Origin of the sequence: Bartonella vinsonii subsp. vinsonii (assembly GCF_902825235.1) — a bacterium.
Classification (GTDB): Bacteria; Pseudomonadota; Alphaproteobacteria; order Rhizobiales; family Rhizobiaceae; genus Bartonella; species Bartonella vinsonii.
On the sequence record NZ_CADEAJ010000002.1, the window covers coordinates 143,052 to 164,411 of the forward strand.

Genomic DNA, 21,360 nt, shown 5'->3' on the forward strand with positions numbered 1-21,360 from the left:
TTGATTATTTTCTAAAAGAAAAATCATTGTTAAAATAACTTAGCTGAAGTGCGTGAAGTTTTTAAAGATTCTTTAATAGATTGAATTAAAGTTCAATTTTATGCATATATTATTGAGCCTATAAATTTCTTATCATTACAAAATTAAATGCCATTTATTAAAATTGTTCACGCCAAAAGGCGGGAATAAAAAGAACGAATATGGTTATAATCTCAAGACGTCCTGCGAGCATGAGAAAACTCAAAATCCACAGTGCGTTATCATTAATTGTGGAAAAATTACCAGCAGGACCGATAATATCTCCAAAACCTGGACCAATATTTGAAAGGGCGGTTAAAACTCCGGTAAATGCAGATGTAAAATCAAGTCCAGTTGTGAGCAAAAGTGCAGTGCCGATAACAAGACAGAACATATAAAGACATACAAAAAACAAAACTGCTTTGGCAACGTCGCTCGATATATTTGAGTGATCATAGTGTGTTTTTATAATAACATTAGGCGAAAGAAGTTTTGCTATATTGGTTTGTGTAATACGCCAAAGAATAATGAGGCGATTAATTTTCATACCACCAGAGGTAGAGCCTGCACATCCCCCCGTAAAAGAAATAATGAAAAAAATTCCAAGTGCAAAAGGTCCCCAAAGTTGGTAATCTTCTGCGCTATAGCCCGTGGTGCTTATAATAGATGAAAGGTGAAAAATAACATCGAGGAAAATCCAGTGAAAGGTGCGATGATCATGAAGACGTAACCATGCTGCTAAGGCAAAGCTAAAGAAGAAAACAATATTGAGAAAAACAATTACTTGTGGATCAATGAAGCGTTTGGAGTGACCTGGAAGCACTAATTTAACATAAAGCACAAAGGGTAAGGCAGAGAGCAACATAAAGATTGTTGAAACAATCAAGATAGCTGGTTTACCAGAAAAATAGCCAAAAGAGGCGTCGTGGGTTGAGAAACCAGCTGTCGCGACTGTGCTCATTGCGTGGTTGATGGCATCAAATAAACTCATGCCTGAAGCAAAATAGGAGAGCATACAAGCCAATGTTAGTCCAACATAAGCTATGATAATTCCGTTAGCAATTTGGTTGATGCGGGGCAATATTTTTTCAGATTTATCTGATGATTCCATATGAAATAGTCGCACTCCACCAACACGCAGTGAAGGCAAAAGCAATAAGGCTAAACCGATAAAGCCAATACCTCCAATCCAACATATGAGGGAACGCCATAACAAAATACTTCGTGACAAATTGTCAAGACCAGTGAGCACTGTGGAGCCTGTCGTTGTAATACCAGAGACGGATTCAAAGATTGCTCCTGCTAGCGAAATTGGTAGAGGAGAAAGATAAAGGGGAAGGGCGCCCACGACACTTCCTGTTAGCCAAAGACAAACAGTGAGCATAAAGCCAAGCCGTGCCGAAAAACGACAGGTCGCACCACTCGTTGCTAAAAGAATCAGCGTTGCTAGCATGGTGGTTATGGCGCAAGAGTAGAGAAAGATTATCCAATTATGATTGTTGTCGTGCAAATCCACAAAAATTGGCAGAAGCATTGCTCCTCCCATGATTAATGCAAAACGTGCACAGACATTGATAATAAACTGAAAAATGACCGTTACCTATCTTTGTATGACTTTTTGTTACAATTTTATGCTCATAAGAATTTACGTTTTTTTCTTTATAGGATAAAGATTAATTTCTATATTATGCGTGCCTTGATGGAATTGACGATGATCTTTTTATTAAACTTGAAAAGAATTACATATACACAATAATTTAAATTGTTGAATTTTTTTTTAAAAAAGGCTCCATTTCATTCTAATTTATAGAATAATTAAGTAAGAAAAAATAAAGGGGATTCGATGGTACAGTCGCATATTCGTTTGCTTATTATTGGCTCAGGTCCAGCTGGTTATACAGCGGCGATTTATGCAGCGAGAGCAATGCTCAAACCCGTTTTGGTTACTGGCATGCAGCAGGGGGGACAGTTGACGATTACAACTGATGTTGAGAATTATCCAGGTTTTGCTGATTCGATTCAAGGACCATGGTTGATGGAACAAATGGCAAAACAAGCTGAAAATATGGGTACAAAAATTGTCTATGATACTATTACAAAGGCTGAATTATTAAAGTACCCTTTTATCTTACATGGAGATTTAGGAACGCAATATTGTTGCGATGCCCTCATTATTGCAACAGGGGCTAAGGCACGTTGGCTTGGTTTGGAAAGTGAACAGACTTTTATGGGAGGTGGTGTTTCTGCTTGCGCTACGTGTGATGGATTTTTTTATCGTGATAAGGATGTCATTGTTGTGGGAGGGGGAAATACAGCCGTTGAAGAAGCGCTTTATTTATCACATTTGGCAAAGAGTGTAAGCGTGGTTCATCGGCGAGATTATTTTCGGGCAGAGAAAATTTTGCAAGATAGATTGCTTGCTCGTGATAATGTGCGTGTTCTTTGGGATCATGTTGTAGAAGAAATTGTTGGTTTGCCAGCTCAAGATTCAAGGGGAGCTATCGTGACAGGTGCACGTCTTAAAAATGTTAAGACTGGTCAAGAAATGAAGGTGAATGCCGAGGGAATATTTATCGCTATTGGTCATGACCCTGCTGTTTCTTTGTTTGAAGGACAACTGAAACAAAAAACAGGAGGCTATTTATGGACTGCACCAGATTCAACAGCAACAAGCATTTCCGGTGTTTTTGCTGCAGGGGATGTCGCAGATGAAGTGTTCCGTCAAGCTGTAACAGCGGCAGGAAGAGGATGTATGGCAGCGTTGGAAGCGGAACGTTTTTTAGATCTGCAAGCGTAAAAATAGGAGGTTAAATTGTGACATCACCGTTGGATTGGGATAAATTAAGGATTTTTCATGCTGTGGCAGAGGCTGGTTCTTTTACCCATGCAGCCCAAAAGCTTTATTTATCTCAATCAGCGATTTCACGGCAGGTTTCAGCTTTAGAGCAGGAGGTTGGTGTATCCTTGTTTCAGCGGCATGCTCGTGGGTTAATCTTAACCGAGCAGGGTGAAATTCTTTATCGTACAACCCATGAAGTTTTGATGAAGCTTGAGAGTGCACGTTCGCAATTAAGTGAAAGTTGTGAAAAGCCAACAGGGAGTTTACGTGTTACATCGACCTTTGGAGTGGGGGCAGGATGGCTTGTGGAGCGTATGCCAGAATTTCTTAGGCTTTATCCGGATATACAGGTTCAACTCTTGTTTGATGATAAAGAACTTGATTTGACAATGCGCCACGCAGACTGTGCTGTTCGTTTACATCAGCCCCAACAGCCTGATCTTATACAAAGAAAACTCTTTACAATTCATATGCATGTTTATGCTTCTGAGAATTATATTGTGAATTATGGCAAACCAGAAACACTGTCTGAGCTGGATGCACATCGTATTATTTCATTTGGGGAACCTGTTCCACCTTATTTATCTGGTTTAAATTGGTTGGAAAAGGCTGGTAGAAATGACGGATCTTTGCGCCTTTCAGTATTACGAATCAACAATATTATCTCAATCAAGAATGCAATTATGTGTGATCTTGGTATTGCGGTGCTTCCTGATTATATTGTGAATAATGATGAACGACTCGTACGTCTTTTTCCTGATATAATTGATATTCCTTCCTTTGATACTTTTTTTTGTTATCCTTACGCTTTAAAGAATTTGGCTAAGTTGAAAGCTTTTCGAGATTATATTTTTTTAAAAGCGCGTCAGTGGTCTTTTTAATGGTGTAAAATTTTAAGCTATGTGTTGATTGCATAGCAGATACGCTGAAGTCTTTATTGTACTTTTCCTTATAAAATGACATAGAGTATTATCTCTTGATTATGTTGCCTCCCATTGCATTTTCTTGAGTGTTCCCTTATGAAAGTCTATCAGATTGATTTTATCTCTGAAGATTTTCCAAATTTGCCGAGCAATTTGCTCGGCTTTTTTTTGACTCTTAGGGTAGTCTCCAAAAATGCAGATATCTTGGCAGGTGATAAAAAATTATAACTTTTATGGATATCCAACATTTTTTAGGTATATCAAGGTATGATAAGAAGCTTTGAAGATCATTTTGGTTATGATGGCCATTGCGGAATATGTCAGGTTTGACAGAGAGGCATAGTATTTGTAAGTGATCAAAGTTCCTCTAGCCATACAAATTTAATGAAGATGTATGGACTTTACGAGTCATAAAAGCTTTTTGAGTGATAATCATTTAATATGATTCTAGAATTCTGAAAGAATTGTTTCTTGATCACCACATTTTAAATACTTAATGATACAGGTTTAAATGTGGAAGAGAAAGAAGAAAGAGAACCTTATATAAAGAGACTCCTTTTTAAAGTTTCTTGTTTTTTACAGGGCGGAATAGACACTCTATTTTTTTCTGTTTTCAATTGATATCTCATTTCACTGAGACCATTTTCTGAGAAAAGCCCATTTATTTTTATGCCGTAATTTTACAGCTGGAAATCTCTCAGATACACTAATCTCCGACAAAATATAACAGGAGATGATGCTCAAAGTTTTTAAAGTAAATTATTACAAAAGCGCTGGATACGTAAGCAAGCTTCTTCAAGTAATTTTTCTGATGTTGCATAAGAAATACGAAAAGCTGGTCCGAGTCCAAAAGCAGATCCATGAACGACAGCAATTGATTCTGCTTCCAGAAGCTCTATTACAAAGTCTTCATCATGAGAGATTACTTTACCTTCAGGTGTTTTTTTTCCAATGAGTTCTGCACAGGAAGGATAAACATAAAAAGCGCCTTCAGGTGTTGGACAATGAATGCCGGGAGCTTGGTTTAACATGGAAACGACGAGATCACGGCGTGCTTGGAAGATACTTTTATTTTGAGTAATAAAATCTTGGGGACCATTGAGCGCTTCGACAGCCGCCCATTGTGATATAGAACTTGTACCAGATGTTTGTTGGCCTTGAATGGTATCCATGGCTTTAATTAATTCTTGCGGTCCGCCTGCGTAACCAATACGCCAACCCGTCATGGCATAAGCTTTAGAAACACCGTTCATTGTGAGTGTGCGGTCATAGAGTTTTGGTTCTACTTCTGCTGGAGTGACGAAAGTAAAACCTTCGTATGTGAGATGTTCATATATATCATCGGTGAGAATATAAATATGAGGATATTCTACTAAAACATCTGTCAGTTTTTTTAATTCGTCATGCGTATAAGCCGCACCTGATGGATTTGAAGGAGAGTTAAAGATGAACCACTTGGTTTTGGGGGTAATAGCAGCTTCCAGTTCTTGCGGTTGCAGTTTATAAGAAAATTCGGCTTTGGTTTCTGCAAAGACAGGTCTTCCACCATTGAGAGTAACCATTTCTGGATAACTGACCCAATAAGGAGAGGGAATTATAACTTCATCTCCTTTATTTAAAGTTGCCATCAGTGCATTAAAGAGGATTTGCTTACCCCCGGTACCAACAATAATTTGCTCTGGTTGATAGATGAGATTATTTTCTCTTTTAAATTTTGCTGCAATTGCTTGGCGCAATTCTGGAATACCAGATATAGGGGTATATTTTGTTTCTCCACGTCGAATAGCTTCAATGGCAGCATTTTTGATATTGTCTGGTGTATCAAAATCCGGTTCTCCAGCACTTAAAGCAATAACATCACGCCCTAATGCTTTCAAATTACGTGCTTTTTGGGAAACAGCAATTGTTGCAGAAGGCTTGATATGGGAAAGCCGGTCGGCGATAAAAGCCATAGTTTCAATCCTTGTATATATCAGAAAATAATTATTGATTTGAGAGTATTCTATAAGAGATTACGTTGTATGCAATAAAAAATTGCAGAAAATTTCTTAAGCTTTTTGCTCTTTAGTAAAATCTGAGAGAAAGGTGAATGGGCGATATATTCCATTTATAGACAATAGGAGCGATAGCAGAGAGAATTTTATCTCAAGAGTAGAGATATTGACAGGGGGATATGATTCTATTGAGAAAAACTTCTGGAATTTGTGTGAAGACTGAAAACTTTCTTGGTTGTTTTGTTGGAGCTGTTCATTTTATTTTTAAAATAAGAGCTCAATGGTAAAATTTTTTCCTTTGCTCGGCATATGGTAGTCTCAGTACATGATAGAGGACTAGAGGGCTGATATCAGATTGAGAAAAAGTTACCGAGGGTTGTGAGCGTGAAACTATAATGTTTAATATTCTTTTTTCCTGTGCCCATTTCTAGCATTTTTCTCGCTCAAATGAAAAACAGTGCATAATGACAATGAATACATTCACAAAGAAGAATATTTCATCGGATATTTGTGCAAAAAGATCAAACAGGTCAAACCATATTTTCTATGGATTTGATAAAAAAGCTTTTTCTTTGGTGAGGTTTCTGAATGATGCCTTAGTCTTCCTTTGGCTTAGAGTAATAGGTGGGAGAACTGAGGAATTTTTATTTCAAATAGGCTTGTGTACTGTAGTTTTTTGAAGTTTTACAGGGAAGAGTCAATCGCGGTGATTATGGAAGATTGAAGGGGGAAAAAGCATTATAGAGAATTCGTTTTTTATTTTATAAAGGTAAATTACGCTTCATAAAAAGCAAAAAACCTTCGTCCGTAAAGATGAAGATTTTTTAAAATTATTGCAGAATTAAAAGATTAAAGTGCTGCAAGGTTGCTAGCGGCAAATTTTCCAGAACGACGATCTTGAAGAACGTCATAAGAAATTTTCTGCCCTTCATTAAGGTTGTTTAAACCAGAACGCTCAACAGCGGAAATATGCACAAATACATCTGCACTGCCATCACTAGGCTGAATAAATCCAAAACCTTTTGTTGTATTAAACCACTTAACTGTTCCTGTAGACATAGGAGATTCCTTTAAATATATAATTGTATTGTGTACTGGAACTAAAAAGCTCTCAATACGGTTTTAGATCGAAATTAGGTGGGAGAAGTTTCGTCGAGAGTGCATGTCGCACAGAAAAGAAAGTCACATAACCGAAAGTCCGATAGAGCTCGTATAAAAGTCTTTAGAATAAAAAGCAAGCCTTAATTTATATTTTATATAAAGAAAAAATTGAGAAAAAATATAAAGAGTGTGTGTGCATTGTACCATGGCGAGAAACTCACGTGAAATAGCTTTGCAGTGAGCGCACTTCAAGACACTTTTTTTTGAGGGCTTTGATTGCTTCTACGACAGCTTCAGCTCCAGCTATTGTTGTATAATAGGGGACTTTTTGCATAAGTGCTGCTTGGCGTAATGATTTGGAATCTGAGATGGCGCTGGCAGTGCTGGTTGTATTGAAAATCAATTGAATTTGACGATTACGAATAGCGTCCTCAATATGAGGATGCCCCTCTAAGACTTTGTTAATTTTTTTTGCCTCAACATTATGTTCGGTAAGAAATTTTTGTGTCCCACTTGTTGCTAAAACAGTAAAGCCAAGCTCAGTTAAACATTTTACGGGGTTTAAGATACGCTTTTTATCTTCATCCCTCACAGAAACGAACAAAGTTCCCTCTTTTGGGAGTTCAACACCAGCTCCAAGTTGCGCTTTAGCGAAAGCAAGGGCAAATTCATAATCAAGTCCCATAACCTCACCGGTTGAGCGCATTTCTGGACCAAGAAGTGTATCGACACCCGAAAAACGAGCAAAAGGAAAAACTGCTTCTTTGACAGCAATATGTTGTTTTTGCTGCAGAGAGGGTAAACCACCATAAGCTTGAAGCGTTTTTTGAAGCGTTTCTCCTGCCATAATACGTGCGGCTATTTTAGCAATAGGGCGACCAATTGTTTTTGCAACGAAGGGGATAGTACGCGAAGCACGCGGATTGACCTCTAAGACATAAATCGTGCCATCCTTAATGGCATATTGCACATTCATCAAGCCACGAACATGAAGTGCTTGTGCTAATGCTTTGGTTTGATGTTCTAATTCAGCGACTATGTTATGAGAGAGCGTATGGACTGGTAAAGAACATGCTGAATCACCAGAGTGAATGCCGGCTTCTTCAATATGTTCCATAATACCAACAACGAGTGTCTCTTCTCCATCGCAAAGACAATCAACATCAACTTCAATTGCTTCTGTCAAATAGGTATCAAATAAAAGCGGATTTTTACCAAGCAATGTATTGATTTGTTCTGTTTTGTCGTTGGGATAACGGGCTTTGATATCTTCTGAAACCAATTCAGGGACACTCTCAAGCAAATAATTTTGCAAGCTGCGTTCATCACGGATAATTTGCATCGCACGTCCTCCTAAAACATAAGAAGGGCGCACAACCAATGGAAAGCCTAATTCATGGGCGATGAGGTGTGCTTGTTCGATTGAATGAGCAATACCGTTTTGAGGCTGGGTTAAATTAAGTTTGAACAATAATTTTTGAAAGCGATCTCTATCTTCTGCTAAATCAATGGCTTCAGGTGAAGTGCCTAGGATGGGGATATTATGTTTTTCTAGTGCACTTGCCAATTTCAGTGGCGTTTGTCCACCAAATTGAACAATGACTCCAACCAATTCGCCTTTTTGTTGTTCTGTTTCTAGAATAGCAATAACATCTTCCGTTGTTAAAGATTCAAAATAAAGACGATCAGAGGTATCATAGTCTGTTGAGACAGTTTCAGGATTGCAGTTGATCATAATGGCTTCAAAGCCTGCTTCACGGAGTGCAAAAGCAGCGTGGCAGCAACAATAGTCAAATTCAATGCCTTGTCCAATGCGGTTTGGTCCCCCGCCTAAAATAGCAATTTTTTTGCGTTCAGAAACTTGTGCTTCTGAGTGTTCTATCCCAGCAAAGGGAGCTTCATATGTTGAATACATATAGGCTGTAGGTGAAGAAAATTCAGCTGCGCACGAGTCAATTCGTTTGAAAACCTGCTTAACATTCAGTGCTTTGCGCAAAGCAGCAACATCATCAGGCTTTTGCCCCGTAAGGGTGGCTAAACGCGCATCCGAAAAGCCCATCGCTTTTAACATGCGTAGATTATCTGCGTCTTGGGGCAATCCATGGATGCGGATGTATTGTTCCATTTCAATAATTGAGGCTATTTGTTCCAAAAACCACGGATCAATTTTGCTGATTTGATGAATTTCATTTAAAGGTAAGCCCGCACGCATTGCTTGGGCAATGTAGCGCAGGCGATCAGGACTTGGGATTGCAATGGCGGAGCGTATAGAGCTCTTTTCATCACCTTCAGCATGTTCAGGAATGATAATTTCATCAAGACCGGTAAGACCTGTTTCAAGTCCACGGAGTGCTTTTTGCAGCGATTCTTGAAACGTACGGCCTATTGCCATTACTTCTCCTACAGATTTCATCGCTGTTGTGAGGACGGGTGATGAACCTGGAAATTTTTCGAAGGCAAAACGGGGAATCTTGGTGACAATATAGTCAATAGAAGGTTCAAATGATGCTGGTGTCACACCGCCTGTAATATCATTTTTTAATTCATCAAGTGTGTAGCCAACAGCCAGTTTAGCCGCTACTTTTGCAATGGGAAAACCTGTTGCTTTTGAGGCAAGTGCTGAAGAGCGGGAAACACGCGGGTTCATTTCAATAACAATAAGACGACCGTTTTCAGGATTAACAGCAAACTGTACATTAGACCCACCAGTTTCAACACCAATTTCACGCAGTACAGCAATGGAGGCATTGCGCATACATTGATATTCTTTGTCCGTTAAGGTGAGGGCAGGGGCTACAGTGATTGAATCACCGGTATGAATACCCATAGGGTCAATGTTTTCAATGGAACAAACAATGATACAGTTGTCGTTCTTATCGCGAACAACTTCCATTTCATATTCTTTCCACCCCAAAACACTTTCTTCAATCAAAACTTCTGTTGTAGGTGAAGCTTCAAGTCCTCGTTCAATGATTTCATAAAATTCAGAGCGATTATAGGCAATTCCTCCGCCGGTTCCACCAAGGGTGAAAGAGGGACGGATAATCGCTGGAAGACCAATAACATCAAGAGCTTGAACCGCTTTTGCTGTAGCATGTGCGATATAATGTTGTTTACGGTCAGATTCTGTGTGACGCCAGTTTCGTTCAAGCTTTTCTAGGGCTTGATCAAGAGCATCACCGGAAAGTTTTGCTTTCAGTTCATCGCGTTTTTTTGCATGTTGTCGGCGATTTTTTTCTTTAAGTTCTGTTGCGTTGGCTAGCATAGAACGTGGTGTTTCCAAACCGATTTTTGCCATCGCTTTGCGAAATAAAGCACGATCTTCAGCTTTATCAATCGCATCAGCATTTGCACCTATCATTTCAACGTGATAGCGGTCTAAAATTCCCATACGCTTTAAGGATAAGGCTGTATTAAGGGCTGTTTGCCCTCCCATGGTGGGTAAAAGTGCGTCGGGACGTTCACGAGCAATAATTTGTGCAACTATTTCAGGGGTAATAGGTTCAATATAAGTTGCATCAGCTAAATCTGGGTCTGTCATAATAGTGGCAGGATTAGAGTTAACCAAAATAATTCGGTAACCTTCTTCTTTTAATGCTTTACAAGCTTGTGTGCCTGAATAGTCAAACTCACATGCCTGACCAATAACAATAGGTCCTGCTCCAATGATAAGAATAGATTTTATATCTGTGCGTTTTGGCATGGTTTTTTCCTATGACAAACATCTGTGCGCGATTGCGTCAGGCAAAATATTTAAATTTTTAAGGCTAAAACTGTTTTATAGGTTAAGTGATAAAGAAAGTAAGCCATAAAATGCCTTTTCCATGTTTTTTTTTATAGCATTGAAGATCAGTGTCTTTTTTGTATTGACCAAATTTATGTCGTTGCATGAATATAACTTTTAAGAGAAAAAATACCTCTTATATAGAGTGGAGGGCTCATGTCCTTACCATTATTACATTATTGTGATGTTTGTCATTCTCAATTTTAAAGCTATGTTTTTTGCATTTTCTCTTTTGTGATAATGCTAAATTAATCGAACTCATGAACAGCATTCTTTGATAAAAAATGGAGAATGGCAAAAAATATTATAAGCTGGTTTTTTTATTTAAGGTGTAAGGCTAGAGTAAGATTCTCTGTTATTCCTCTTCAAAATATCAACAAAGATGTTGTCTGTGTATAGATGACATGAGTTTGAATGTTTAGTTTGATAATTTGAGGGTTTATTCGAATATATATTGTTAATTATAGGGGACATTTCTGTCCCCCATATGGATTATTTTAGGGCTCTTAAAACAATAATTCCTGGTGTTTTTGCTACATAATCCATAAAAGGAGAGTCCACAACTTTTTCATTTTCTTTTCGTGAAGAAGCATTTCGTAACATTGGACCATTATCTGTTTTGATGAAGAAACCCACATGGGTTACATCCAAACCATCAAGTTTGGTATATATACCAATGAAATCACCAGATTGTAGTTGGCTTATGACGTCTTCATTAATAAAGTTAGTTGGAATATAAGTTATATTACGCTTCACAATTGGTAATCCAGGAAGGTAATTTCCACCATCAGCTTTTTTATTGAGATATTTTTCGACATTTACCGCATTGGGGCTGATTTGTGCTGTGATATCATCGGCAAGTTTATATTCTTTATAAGCCCAGTCAGTGAAAAAATGCTTTCGATTCAAAAAGCTTATACTACCGTCAATATAACGCGTTTGGATCACGTTATTTATAAATTCTGTTTGCGAAGTTGATTTCCGTAATGCTTCAACATAATCAAGATAAGTGAAGCAATCTAAACCTCTAAAGTCGATTATGAGTTCTTCTGGTACATTCTCTGAACCCTGTAACATATTTGCTTTGTAAGGTGTTCCTAAGAAAGCACCAGAGAGAAAGTTGATTATTTTTTCTTTCTCATGGTCATTGATTTTCGAGCGCTTTTTAAGAAGAACATTGAGTTTCTTTAAAGTATAGGGATCTAGATTCACTTGTTGTTCTTGCTGTATTTCCGTTTTATGCTCAGAAGTCTCTTTATTTTCATCAGAATTCTGAAAGTCACATCCTGTAATCAATGCTGAAATTAAAATGAATTGGAATATTTTTCGCATTTTTTCACCATTTTTGAATTTAATAATGAGTGGTACTTTTCTGCGTTAATCAGATTATCTTGCACTCACTATAACATATCATAAATATAGTATAAAGAGGTATATGGAGGGTTTTATGATAGGAGATGCTGATTTTGTATGATGTAAATACTTTTAAATAGAATTATATATTTTTTATTGTTATAAAAATTGGTTTTTAGAATAAATATTTAATAATAAAATATAAACTTTTTAATATAATTTTATAGTAAAGCAATTTATAATTAATTGAAATTATATTAAAATATTTATTGTTTTATTTAAAATATAAATTTCTATTTGAAGTTAGTATATTTTAATTAATTCTATTTTTCTTAGAAGAAAATTATAGGCGAATTGTGATGTTTAAATTTGAATTTATTTACTTCATTGAAAATGATTTATTAAAGATGATGATTTTTATAGAAATTTGTGCAGTGTTATGTGTCTTATCAAATAATAATTTGTGATATTTTCTGTTTTTGAAAATTTTTACTTCAATTATCGTTTTTATAAGAACAAGTTATATTATGTCATAGTTCTTAATAGCAGGTAGGGTTTGAAAGATTGTATGGAAAGCAATTTACATGCTATGAGTAGCCAAAAGCTCAATCAAAAATTTATCCATCATGGGCTTATTTTAGTTTTTATTACTTTATTACTGGATATTATTGGTATCGCAATCATTAGTCCTATTTTGCCTGAATATTTTGCTCAGTTGACGGGGAAGAATATTAACGAAGCTTCTGTAAAAGGGGGAGGATTATTTGTAGCTTATTCAGCAATGCAATTTTTATTTGCTCCGGTCATTGGCAATCTCTCTGATCGTTATGGCCGCCGTCCTATTTTGCTTATTTCTATTATCAGTTTTGCTCTTTATAATCTAATATGTGCTATAGCGTGGAGCTATTCTATGTTGTTTATTGGGCGCCTTTTGTCAGGGATGAGTAGTGCTAGTTTTGCAATTTGTACGGCTTATCTTGCCGATATCTCTGATCAGAGGACTCGTACGCGCAATTTTGGTCTGTTAGGAATTGCATCTGGGTTGGGATTTATTTTAGGCTCATTCATTGGAGGCTTTTTAGGGCAATTTGGTCCGCGTATTCCGTTTTATTTTGCTGCTGGTTTTTCACTCATGAATTTTATTTTTGCGTGGATTATGCTTCCAGAAACGCTTCCTATGTGGAATAGACGCTCTTTTGATATTAAACGTGCCAATCCTTTAGGTGCTCTTTTACAGCTTAGACAATATCCAAAAGTTCTCTGGATGTTATTAGTCTTTTTTCTTTATTGGCTTGCGGAATCTATATGGCCGAGCATTTGGCCATTTGTTGCTAAAGAACGCTACGATTGGGGCACGTTGTCTATTGGATTGTCTTATAGTGTTTTTGGCATAGGACAGATTATTGTGGTAGCGCTTATTCTGCCTTATTTTTCTAAACGATGGAGCAATTGGCGTATTGTCATGTTGGGTCTTCTGTTTGCATTGGCTGCTATGTTTGGTTACACATTTGCGACCCAAGGCTGGATGGTTTATGCAGTTTTTTCATGTACTATGCTTGAGTATCTTGTTCATGCACCTATGCGCGCTATTGTTTCAGAACAGGTCCCAGCGAATGCACAAGGAGAATTGCAGGGAGCGATGACATCTGTTGTTTCATTGAGCTTAATATTCGGTCCTATTTTTTATATGCTTCTCTTCGAATATTTTACCCATGAAGGCGCGATGTTTTATTTTTCTGGTGCTCCTTTTGTGGGGAGCTTTTGTGTGCTTGTCGTGACGACGATAGTTTTTGCTTTACGGGTACGCTAATTTTTGCGTTTCTGATTAATAAGAATATTTTCTCAGGATCTATAAAATACAATTTACGCTTTCTGAAAAAGAGTGGATTTTTGTGCGGTAAAAGCGTGCGATTTAAGAGAGAAAATCTAAAAGAAAAGCACTTTAATTAAGCTATTTTTTTATAATCCATAATAAGATCACAGAAATGTTGAAAGAGGTAGTGGCTATCTTGTGGTCCAGGGGAAGCTTCGGGGTGATGTTGAACAGAAAAGACTGGTTTTCCAATAATTCGAATTCCACAGTTTGAACCATCAAAGAGGGAAATATGTGTTTCTTGGACATGCTGTGGTAAAGAGGTAGCGTCTACGGCAAAACCATGGTTCATTGATACAATCTCAACTTTTCCGGTGTTAAGGTCTTGAACAGGATGATTAGCGCCATGATGTCCTTGGTGCATTTTTATGGTTTTTGCACCCAGTGTGAGAGCTAAAAGTTGATGACCAAGGCATATACCGAAAAGTGGCAAATTATGATCAATCAATGTTTTAATAGTTGGAACGGCATATTGCGCTGTTGCTGCTGGATCACCTGGACCGTTAGAAAGAAAAATACCATCAGGGTTCATTGCTAAAATTTCTTCTGCACCTGTATGTGCAGGCACGATAGTAATGCGCGCATTTTGTGTAGCCATCAGACGAAGAATATTACGCTTAATACCATAGTCGATTGCAATGATATGAAGATTGTGCACACTGTTTGTATGATATCCTTTATTCCATACCCATGGCTTTTCATTCCATTGCCCTAATGCTTTAGAGGTGACTTCTTTCGCAAGGTCAAGATTGATAAGACCCGGCCATTTTTGTGCACGCTTCTGTAGAGAAGGGATATCAAAACGCCCATGAGGATCATGTGTAATGATAGCATTTTGTGCACCTTTTTCTCGAATAAGAATGGTGAGTGCGCGTGTATCAATACCGCAAAGTGCGATAATTTTACGTACTTTGAGCCATTGATGTAGGTTTTCATTTGCACGATAGTTGGAGGGACGTGTAATGTCTGCTTTGAAAAGAGCTCCGACGGCACCATGACAGTCGAGGGGAGTGAGGTCTTCAATATCTTCACTATTTGTCCCTACATTTCCTATGTGAGGAAAAGTAAAATTAACAATTTGTTGTGTATATGATGGATCTGTAAGAATTTCCTCATAGCCTGTTATGGCGGTGTTGAAACACACTTCACCTTCAGCAATGCCTGTAGCACCCACTCCTTTACCTTCAATAACTGTTCCATCAGCTAATACTAAGAGAGCTGTAGGTTTTTTTACACTCCAAGGATCGCGAGATGGGGTAGTTTGTGTCATAATGTGCATCCACAATTTATTTCTGAAAGGTATGATAACCAACACCGCGCAAAAGCATAACAGCTTTTGTGTATATTGTTTACAATGTTTCGCTTGAGATAGAGAGTATAGGTATATTCTATAAGGAGGTAAAGTCCTGTTTTTGAATTTTTCTAAAATCTCGGATTAATTATTTTTTACATATTGTAAGACGTAGAAGAATTGCTGAAAAAGCAGTTTTTCTCATTGGATAGAATGAGAAAAATTTATGTTTTCTGATCAAATTGGCGGGGCGCTTAATATTGCTTGAAGGCGCAGGATAGCGCCATTCTTGTGGCACTTTAGTTAAAATAATAAAATAGCATAAGGAGTTTATGGGCGTTTATACGAATCTGCTTGCTTACAATTGAGAAAAACAAGAGAAAATAATAGTCTTTCACGAATTCTTTTCTTATCAGTTTGATAAAGGGGAAGGTGGGGAGTTGCTTGGTAAAGTCTTAGTGAAAGAAGAAACTGGATTCTTCAGTGATATTGGTAAGAGATTATAGTATGTTCAAGAAATGCTCTATTGAGAAAATAAATTTTTCTAAGGTTAGCAAGAGACTTTGTAAAAAATTGCAGTAAATTTTAATCGAGTGACACAGTGTTTGAAAGTATTTTATCATCAGTGTTTTTTTCACAAAGAGATAGGGGCTAATAAGCAACAGTTTTCGAAAGAATCACCACAAAAGGCGCATTTTAAAGTAAACAGATGAGTGGTTCTTTTATTAATGAGTTCATAAAACATCTGTCATCTATTTTATGTTATACTCTTCTTTAAGATAGTCTTTTTTCATTTACGTAAGATTTGTCGTGTAAAGCGGTGAAGCTGCTAAAAACAGTTCGGTTAGCAACAATGGTTTGTTTGTTAATCGCAAACGGGAACGGCGCGCCCACAGTGTATCTTGTTGGCCAATATGAATGTAATCGCGGGTTAATTTGCCACTATTAAATAGATAGTGTCCCAATGGTATAGTGCCCAAATGCATGAGTGCTTGATTATGTCCCAAGAGAGTTTCTTGCGGGATTACAGTGCGTCCAAGAAGCCAAGGTTGATTGTCTCCCATCAGTATGACTTCGCGTAACCAGTAACGTGAACTAACAGGGAGATGTTCAGCTTCTTCTTTTAGTTTATCCCGCGTAATGAAACATTCTCGTTGTGGCTCGACATGTATGCAGGTACAATATTTTTTCAATCGGAGCGTCATAGAGTTTTCTTCCATGAGCCAATCACGAACGTTCTCTGGTATTGAGGAGTCTTGATTAGATAGCCATTTGAGAGGGGGCAAGATGGAGTCTTTTGATTTAGAAGTCATTTCACTCCATATCTAAAACCATATTCCGTACGCCATGTTAGGTGATAAAAACAGATACTTTCATTATAATATAGAAATGCAAAGGCAGCAAGATTTTAAATAAAAAGATATAAAGGGAAAATGGTATGAGAACTCTTTAAAAGAGGAGATGTGAAAATTATATGATGGGTCGTATTTTCATGAGAAAAGGTAAAATATAAAGTATTACGATTTGTCTAAAGCTTTTTCACACAATGCACTGTGGAATTTTCTTAATAGCAACAGGGGATTGGGAAAAACATTTTAGGGACTTAAAATTCGTTTGTAATGCATATAAAAAAGAGATGCAGAATTCATTTACGTTAGAAAATCAATGAAATATTAAGAGTAAAAAGTATTTTGTTTGCTGCTTTAGAAAATGAAGAAAAAGCCTTCAGATCCTTTGAATCTAGATTTAGAAAGTGACAGAGTTATTTATAATCCAAAAACGCTAAATGATTTAGAAAATCTTATCATTGATAAAAAACAGAAATAAGAAAGGTGGTAAGAAAAATGGGGTGGGTGTTATCTTTAGCATCTTGCTCTTAGCAGGATTTTGAGTACAGGAAGAGTGTTGGAGCAACCAACTATTAAAGTTCTTGAACGCGAATTGTAAAAAATGAAACGAGTATAGTATTGCAATAAAATAACAGCATCATCTCTACTCATATAAATGCTTATAGCTATTGATAGGAGGTGGTAAATCGCTAGTCTTTACCATTTCTCATTTAACGACACAATAATAGTAGTCCTCAAAATAGTGGTCCCAAGAAGACGAGATGATGCCCAAAAAAGATGGTGATGCGAAAAGATTGCTGCTTAAGCATCTAAGCATCACCCCACCAATAGCTATAATTTAAAACTATGGTGGAAATACTTCAATTATTTATTGAGCACCAAACGATGCTTTTAGAAAAATGAACAAATATTTATGGGCGAATTTTTCTTCCTATCCATATAAGAATGCAGGCTCCTATAAAACCTGAAATAAGATAGCCAAGCCAACCAGCAAAACTCACGCCTAAAAGGCCAAAAACAAAACTCGCTAATGCGGCTCCAATAATTCCTAAGATAATGTTTAGAAATACCCCTGTCTGGCTTTTCATAAGATACTGTGCAGCCCAACCTGCAATACCACCGATAATAATAGCTGCAATCCAGCCAATGTTTGCGTCTTCCATTTATATTCTCCTTTGCCTGAATCTAAACTGTTAGTTCTAACTAGGGTAAGCTTTGTAGAGGTCAAGGCTCTCTTTCCCCAGAGAAAGGATACTGCTGTTGGAAACTTTATTTTTACTTCGCTGTTTTTTCAACTCATGCGAATATCTTATGTGTGCAGTATTATATCCATAAAATTACAAATACATATCACTGTCTCAATAATACAAAAGAACATTGAAGTGTGCAACTATTTTATGTAAAAAAATATCTTTAAAAGTACTTTTATAGTATAGGCTGATAGTACAAAAAGTGTATTTATAATTATATTTTTGATAATTATTATAACAAGCTTTGGAAAAATGAAAATGATATGCCTAAAATAATGAAAAAACGGATATCCAAAAAGTTTTTAAAAGCCTGCTAATAGGATATCAATGATGCTTGAAATGATGTTACAAAGTGGTATTGTTTAATTCTTTACAAAATCTTGTATAGATAAACATTGCCATTATTGTAATCTGATTGATATTTCTATTTCTCATGGTGTGTTTTTTCCTTGATGTTATGAAAAGGTGCACTTTTGATAAGAGTATTTGAGTAAGACATTTGAATTTTAAATATCATGATCGATATGGTTCGTTATCTTTTAAATATCCTCAAAGTGAAGATTTAGCCGTTTGCTGTTCAGCAGGATTGCGTAAGCGGGAACTTTGGAGAAGTCCCTGTGCTTCTAAGATTGGGTAGATCATTGAGGTTAAAAGGGAATTGATCTGTTTCAAATCGCGTACAGTATCAAGATGAAGGCTTGACGACTCTATATTTGTGAGATTACCTTCACGAAGGCGTTTAAAATGCTTCAAACTCATCTCTTTTTCTAAATTTCGAAGCTGATCTTTTTTCTGCACCAATAAATGTGCGGTGTGTGTATCACGTGAGACAAGAACATTAAATGCGATATGCGCATTGGCTAGAACAATAGCGTGGAAACGAAGAAGGTCATTCCATCCCTCGCTGCTAAATTGTAATTTTTTTTGTTGTTTCTTTTTAACCAGCATAAGCATATTATGAATGATAATATCTCCTGCTTGATCCAATTTTATACAAGCACCTAAAAGTTCTTGTGTTTGAAGAGCTTCTTCATCAGACAATTTTTGTCCAGCTAACCGTGCGAGATAAAGTTTGATTGCTATATGTTTTTTATCCAATATGGTATTCAGCTGGTTGAGTTCACGGATGATGTCGGGATCAGGTTTCTCATAAAGTCCCATGATTTTTTCTAGCATAATATCCACAAGGTCACAAATATGGATGACCTCACGCCTGACATTAGAAAGTGCTAAAGTTGGGCGTTCGAGAACGCTATCATCAAGGGCTGTTTGATCAGATAAATTAAGAGTTTTATCACTTTGTGTTTTTTTTGTATTTAGCTGAATAATTTTAGTGGTTAGTTTTAAAACCCATTTGGAGAGTGGTATTCCAGCAAGGAGAATGAAAACATTAAAAATGATATGGGCATTGATAACTTGAGTAGAGGGATCATTACCAAACCATGTAATTGGTGGTTGAAAGGAAAGAAATAAGATAAGAACAAGAATTGAACCGGCGCCCCGCATAAGTAAATTCCCCAAGGGAACAAGGCGGGTATTAGGGGAGGTATTGCGTGTTAAAAGCGGTGCTATAAGAGAAGAACCAAAATTAACGCCAAGAACCATGATAACACAGAGTTGAGCATGGATGAGGTCATAGTTGGCAAAATTGATTAGCAAAATAATTCCAGCAATGGATGAATGCAAGAGATAAGTTAATGCGGCTGCCAACAAAAAGGTAGAAACAGGATCGGTTGAAAGATAACGAATGATGCTAGGCAAAATAGCGCTATCACGTAAAGGTTTTGTCGCTTCACTTATCATTTGTAAAGATAAAATCAAAAGGCCAATACCAATGACAATACGTCCTATTTGACGCCAGTCCCGTTTTTCAGTTGTCATGAAAATACAGGTGCCAATTAAAAGACACAGTGGCACAACGATAGTGAGGTCATAGGAGAGAATTTTAACAACGAGTGCCGATCCTAATTCTCCCCCACGCACAGCCATAAACCCTGCTAATCCAGAGACAAAACCAGATTCGACAAAAGAACCAACAAGGAGCGTTATTGCTGTAGAGCTTTGTAAAATCATTGCTGTAAAAAGTCCAAAACTTACAGCAAATAATGGTCGGGAAATAACGTGGCGCATTTTGTATTTAAGCCTGTCACCATAGGCACGTTCAACACCTGTACGTATCATGCGTGTAGCCCAAAGAAGTAAAGAAATAGCACCTGCAAGATGAAGGAGTACCAGTGAACCATTCATGATACTTTTTCTTTCTTTGTTGTTATAAATAGGGTTGATCTAAAAAATTGATGAATTGAAGTTTATCATTTTACTTTTCTTTCGCTTCTAAGACATGACGAAAATCATAACCACTTGGATTTTGAAAAATTTTTAGACCAAAACTAGGAAGAATGGAATAAAGGTGGTCAAAAATATCAGCTTGAATTTGTTCATATTCTAGCCAAGCAGTTGTATTGGTAAAGCAATAGATTTCCAAGGGTAAGCCATTTGGTGTAGGGGGGAGTTGTCGTGCCATTAGGGTCATGTTTTGTTCGATGTTTAAATGCTTTTTTAGATATGCAAAAACATAAGCACGGAAAGTTCCAATATTGGTTAAACGGCGCCTATTGGCTAAGACGTCGTGATTTTTATCTAATTGTGTGTTCCATTCATTGATTTCTGGTATTTTTTGTATGAAATAGTTTTCTAATAGATTAAAGCGGGAAAGATATTTTTGTTCTTCTTCTGTATGGAAACGGATGCTTGATTGGTCAATAAAGAGGGAACGTTTAATGCGTCTTCCTCCTGCTTCTTCCATTCCACGCCAATTCTTAAAAGGGTCAGTCACTAATTTACGGATAGGCACGGTCGTAATTGTTTTATCAAAATTTTGAACTTTAACGGTATGGAGTGCAATTTCAGTGACATCTCCATCTACATCGAGACTGGGGATTTGAATCCAATCACCGACACGTACCATATCGGTAGATGAAATTTGGATTCCTGCAATGAGAGAAAGCAGTGTATCTTGGAAAATCAGCATGAGAACAGCAGCCATTGCACCAAGACTGGATAAAAGAATAAGAGGTGATCGGTCAATTAATGTGGCTACCATGAGAATCGCAGCCACAGTAAAAAGCGCAATTTTGGCGATTTGAATGTAGCCTTTTATTGGTTTTAACCGCGCTGTTGGCTGTTGTTCATAGAGGATATTAATAACATTAAGGAGAGAAGAAATTGCGAGGACAGCAAAAAGAATAATGAAGGCATTAGCAACATTTTCTATAGTGGTGCTAAATGTATCAGGGAGTGTCGGAATAAAATTAATACCGATTGAGAGAATAAAGGCTGCAACAATGTTTGCTATGTATCCAATGGCGTATTCAATATCAACACTGGTATTTGTAGGAAGAAAAGAAGAAAGCCGTTTTGCTCCATGAGAGAGGAGGTTTCGTGCTAAAAAATTGACTAAAAGTGCAATAATGATAAGAATAATAAGCCAAACAATAGATTCTAGCAAAGGATATTGAATAAGAAATTTGATCACTTTTTCACTCTCCGTTTCTGAAAAATATGTGATTGAACTTTTAATTTTTT

13 protein-coding genes are annotated in these 21,360 nt (G+C 37.0%); 3 read left to right on the forward strand and 10 right to left on the reverse strand.

All coding sequences use genetic code 11. The features are described 5' to 3' along the window. Positions 1–157 precede the first annotated feature (157 nt). Positions 158–1,552: a TrkH family potassium uptake protein gene (locus J7R12_RS03140; RefSeq protein WP_126603610.1), complete on the reverse strand. Its 1,395-nt coding sequence runs from the start codon at positions 1,550–1,552 to the stop codon at positions 158–160. A 309-nt stretch (positions 1,553–1,861) separates the two neighbouring features. On the opposite strand from J7R12_RS03140, the gene trxB reads away from it, so the two are divergent. Together trxB and J7R12_RS03150 are read left to right on the forward strand one after the other, a co-directional pair. Further along, on the forward strand, positions 1,862–2,815 hold the full coding sequence (gene trxB / locus J7R12_RS03145; protein ID WP_126603609.1) for a thioredoxin-disulfide reductase: 954 nt from the start codon (positions 1,862–1,864) through the stop codon (positions 2,813–2,815). Between the two features lie 17 nt (positions 2,816–2,832). Beyond that, positions 2,833–3,738 carry a LysR family transcriptional regulator gene (locus tag J7R12_RS03150; RefSeq protein ID WP_126603608.1) on the forward strand — a complete coding sequence of 302 codons (906 nt, stop codon included), beginning with the start codon at positions 2,833–2,835 and terminating at the stop codon, positions 3,736–3,738. Between the two features lie 791 nt (positions 3,739–4,529). On the opposite strand, the gene J7R12_RS03155 is transcribed toward J7R12_RS03150, so the two are convergent. The 4 genes from J7R12_RS03155 to J7R12_RS03170 all read right to left on the reverse strand — a co-directional run bounded on the left by J7R12_RS03155 (position 4,530) and on the right by J7R12_RS03170 (position 11,991). Further along, positions 4,530–5,732, reverse strand: a complete 1,203-nt coding sequence (locus tag J7R12_RS03155; protein ID WP_126603607.1) for a pyridoxal phosphate-dependent aminotransferase — start codon at positions 5,730–5,732, stop codon at positions 4,530–4,532. 891 nt (positions 5,733–6,623) lie between these two features. After that, complete coding sequence (locus J7R12_RS03160) at positions 6,624–6,833, reverse strand: cold-shock protein (RefSeq protein WP_004863356.1); 210 nt, start codon at positions 6,831–6,833, stop codon at positions 6,624–6,626. A 259-nt stretch (positions 6,834–7,092) separates the two neighbouring features. Beyond that, on the reverse strand, positions 7,093–10,578 hold the full coding sequence (gene carB / locus J7R12_RS03165) for a carbamoyl-phosphate synthase large subunit (protein ID WP_126603606.1): 3,486 nt from the start codon (positions 10,576–10,578) through the stop codon (positions 7,093–7,095). Positions 10,579–11,151: 573 nt separating this feature from the next. Beyond that, positions 11,152–11,991: a DUF1460 domain-containing protein gene (locus J7R12_RS03170; protein ID WP_126603605.1), complete on the reverse strand. Its 840-nt coding sequence runs from the start codon at positions 11,989–11,991 to the stop codon at positions 11,152–11,154. 589 nt (positions 11,992–12,580) lie between these two features. Between J7R12_RS03170 and J7R12_RS03175 the strand changes: the two genes are divergently transcribed. Continuing rightward, the gene (locus J7R12_RS03175; protein ID WP_370866378.1) at positions 12,581–13,822 is read left to right on the forward strand and encodes an MFS transporter; all 1,242 of its coding nucleotides are present in this window, start codon (positions 12,581–12,583) and stop codon (positions 13,820–13,822) included. A gap of 136 nt (positions 13,823–13,958) precedes the next feature. On the opposite strand, the gene carA is transcribed toward J7R12_RS03175, so the two are convergent. The 5 genes from carA to J7R12_RS03200 all read right to left on the reverse strand — a co-directional run bounded on the left by carA (position 13,959) and on the right by J7R12_RS03200 (position 21,310). Then, complete coding sequence (gene carA, locus J7R12_RS03180; protein ID WP_126603604.1) at positions 13,959–15,155, reverse strand: glutamine-hydrolyzing carbamoyl-phosphate synthase small subunit; 1,197 nt, start codon at positions 15,153–15,155, stop codon at positions 13,959–13,961. An 815-nt stretch (positions 15,156–15,970) separates the two neighbouring features. Beyond that, positions 15,971–16,489, reverse strand: coding sequence for a chorismate lyase (gene ubiC / locus J7R12_RS03185; RefSeq protein WP_126603603.1), 519 nt, complete (start codon positions 16,487–16,489; stop codon positions 15,971–15,973). 947 nt (positions 16,490–17,436) lie between these two features. After that, the gene (locus J7R12_RS03190; RefSeq protein ID WP_126603602.1) at positions 17,437–17,688 is read right to left on the reverse strand and encodes a GlsB/YeaQ/YmgE family stress response membrane protein; all 252 of its coding nucleotides are present in this window, start codon (positions 17,686–17,688) and stop codon (positions 17,437–17,439) included. A 636-nt stretch (positions 17,689–18,324) separates the two neighbouring features. Next, positions 18,325–20,022 carry a Na/Pi cotransporter family protein gene (locus J7R12_RS03195; protein ID WP_126603601.1) on the reverse strand — a complete coding sequence of 566 codons (1,698 nt, stop codon included), beginning with the start codon at positions 20,020–20,022 and terminating at the stop codon, positions 18,325–18,327. A gap of 70 nt (positions 20,023–20,092) precedes the next feature. After that, positions 20,093–21,310 (reverse strand): mechanosensitive ion channel family protein, encoded by a 1,218-nt coding sequence (locus J7R12_RS03200; RefSeq protein ID WP_126603600.1) that lies wholly within the window; start codon positions 21,308–21,310, stop codon positions 20,093–20,095. Positions 21,311–21,360: the final 50 nt, after the last annotated feature.

Bases quoted from the DNA above. Each gene is read 5' to 3' on its own strand.
- J7R12_RS03140 (WP_126603610.1), bottom strand. From the start codon at position 1,552: ATGCTTCTGCCAATTTTTGTGGATTTGCACGACAACAATCATAATTGG.
- trxB (WP_126603609.1), top strand. From the start codon at position 1,862: ATGGTACAGTCGCATATTCGTTTGCTTATTATTGGCTCAGGTCCAGCT.
- J7R12_RS03155 (WP_126603607.1), bottom strand. From the start codon at position 5,732: ATGGCTTTTATCGCCGACCGGCTTTCCCATATCAAGCCTTCTGCAACA.
- J7R12_RS03160 (WP_004863356.1), bottom strand. From the start codon at position 6,833: ATGTCTACAGGAACAGTTAAGTGGTTTAATACAACAAAAGGTTTTGGA.
- carB (WP_126603606.1), bottom strand. From the start codon at position 10,578: ATGCCAAAACGCACAGATATAAAATCTATTCTTATCATTGGAGCAGGA.
- J7R12_RS03170 (WP_126603605.1), bottom strand. From the start codon at position 11,991: ATGCGAAAAATATTCCAATTCATTTTAATTTCAGCATTGATTACAGGA.
- J7R12_RS03175 (WP_370866378.1), top strand. From the start codon at position 12,581: ATGGAAAGCAATTTACATGCTATGAGTAGCCAAAAGCTCAATCAAAAA.
- carA (WP_126603604.1), bottom strand. From the start codon at position 15,155: ATGACACAAACTACCCCATCTCGCGATCCTTGGAGTGTAAAAAAACCT.
- ubiC (WP_126603603.1), bottom strand. From the start codon at position 16,489: ATGACTTCTAAATCAAAAGACTCCATCTTGCCCCCTCTCAAATGGCTA.
- J7R12_RS03190 (WP_126603602.1), bottom strand. From the start codon at position 17,688: ATGGAAGACGCAAACATTGGCTGGATTGCAGCTATTATTATCGGTGGT.
- J7R12_RS03195 (WP_126603601.1), bottom strand. From the start codon at position 20,022: ATGAATGGTTCACTGGTACTCCTTCATCTTGCAGGTGCTATTTCTTTA.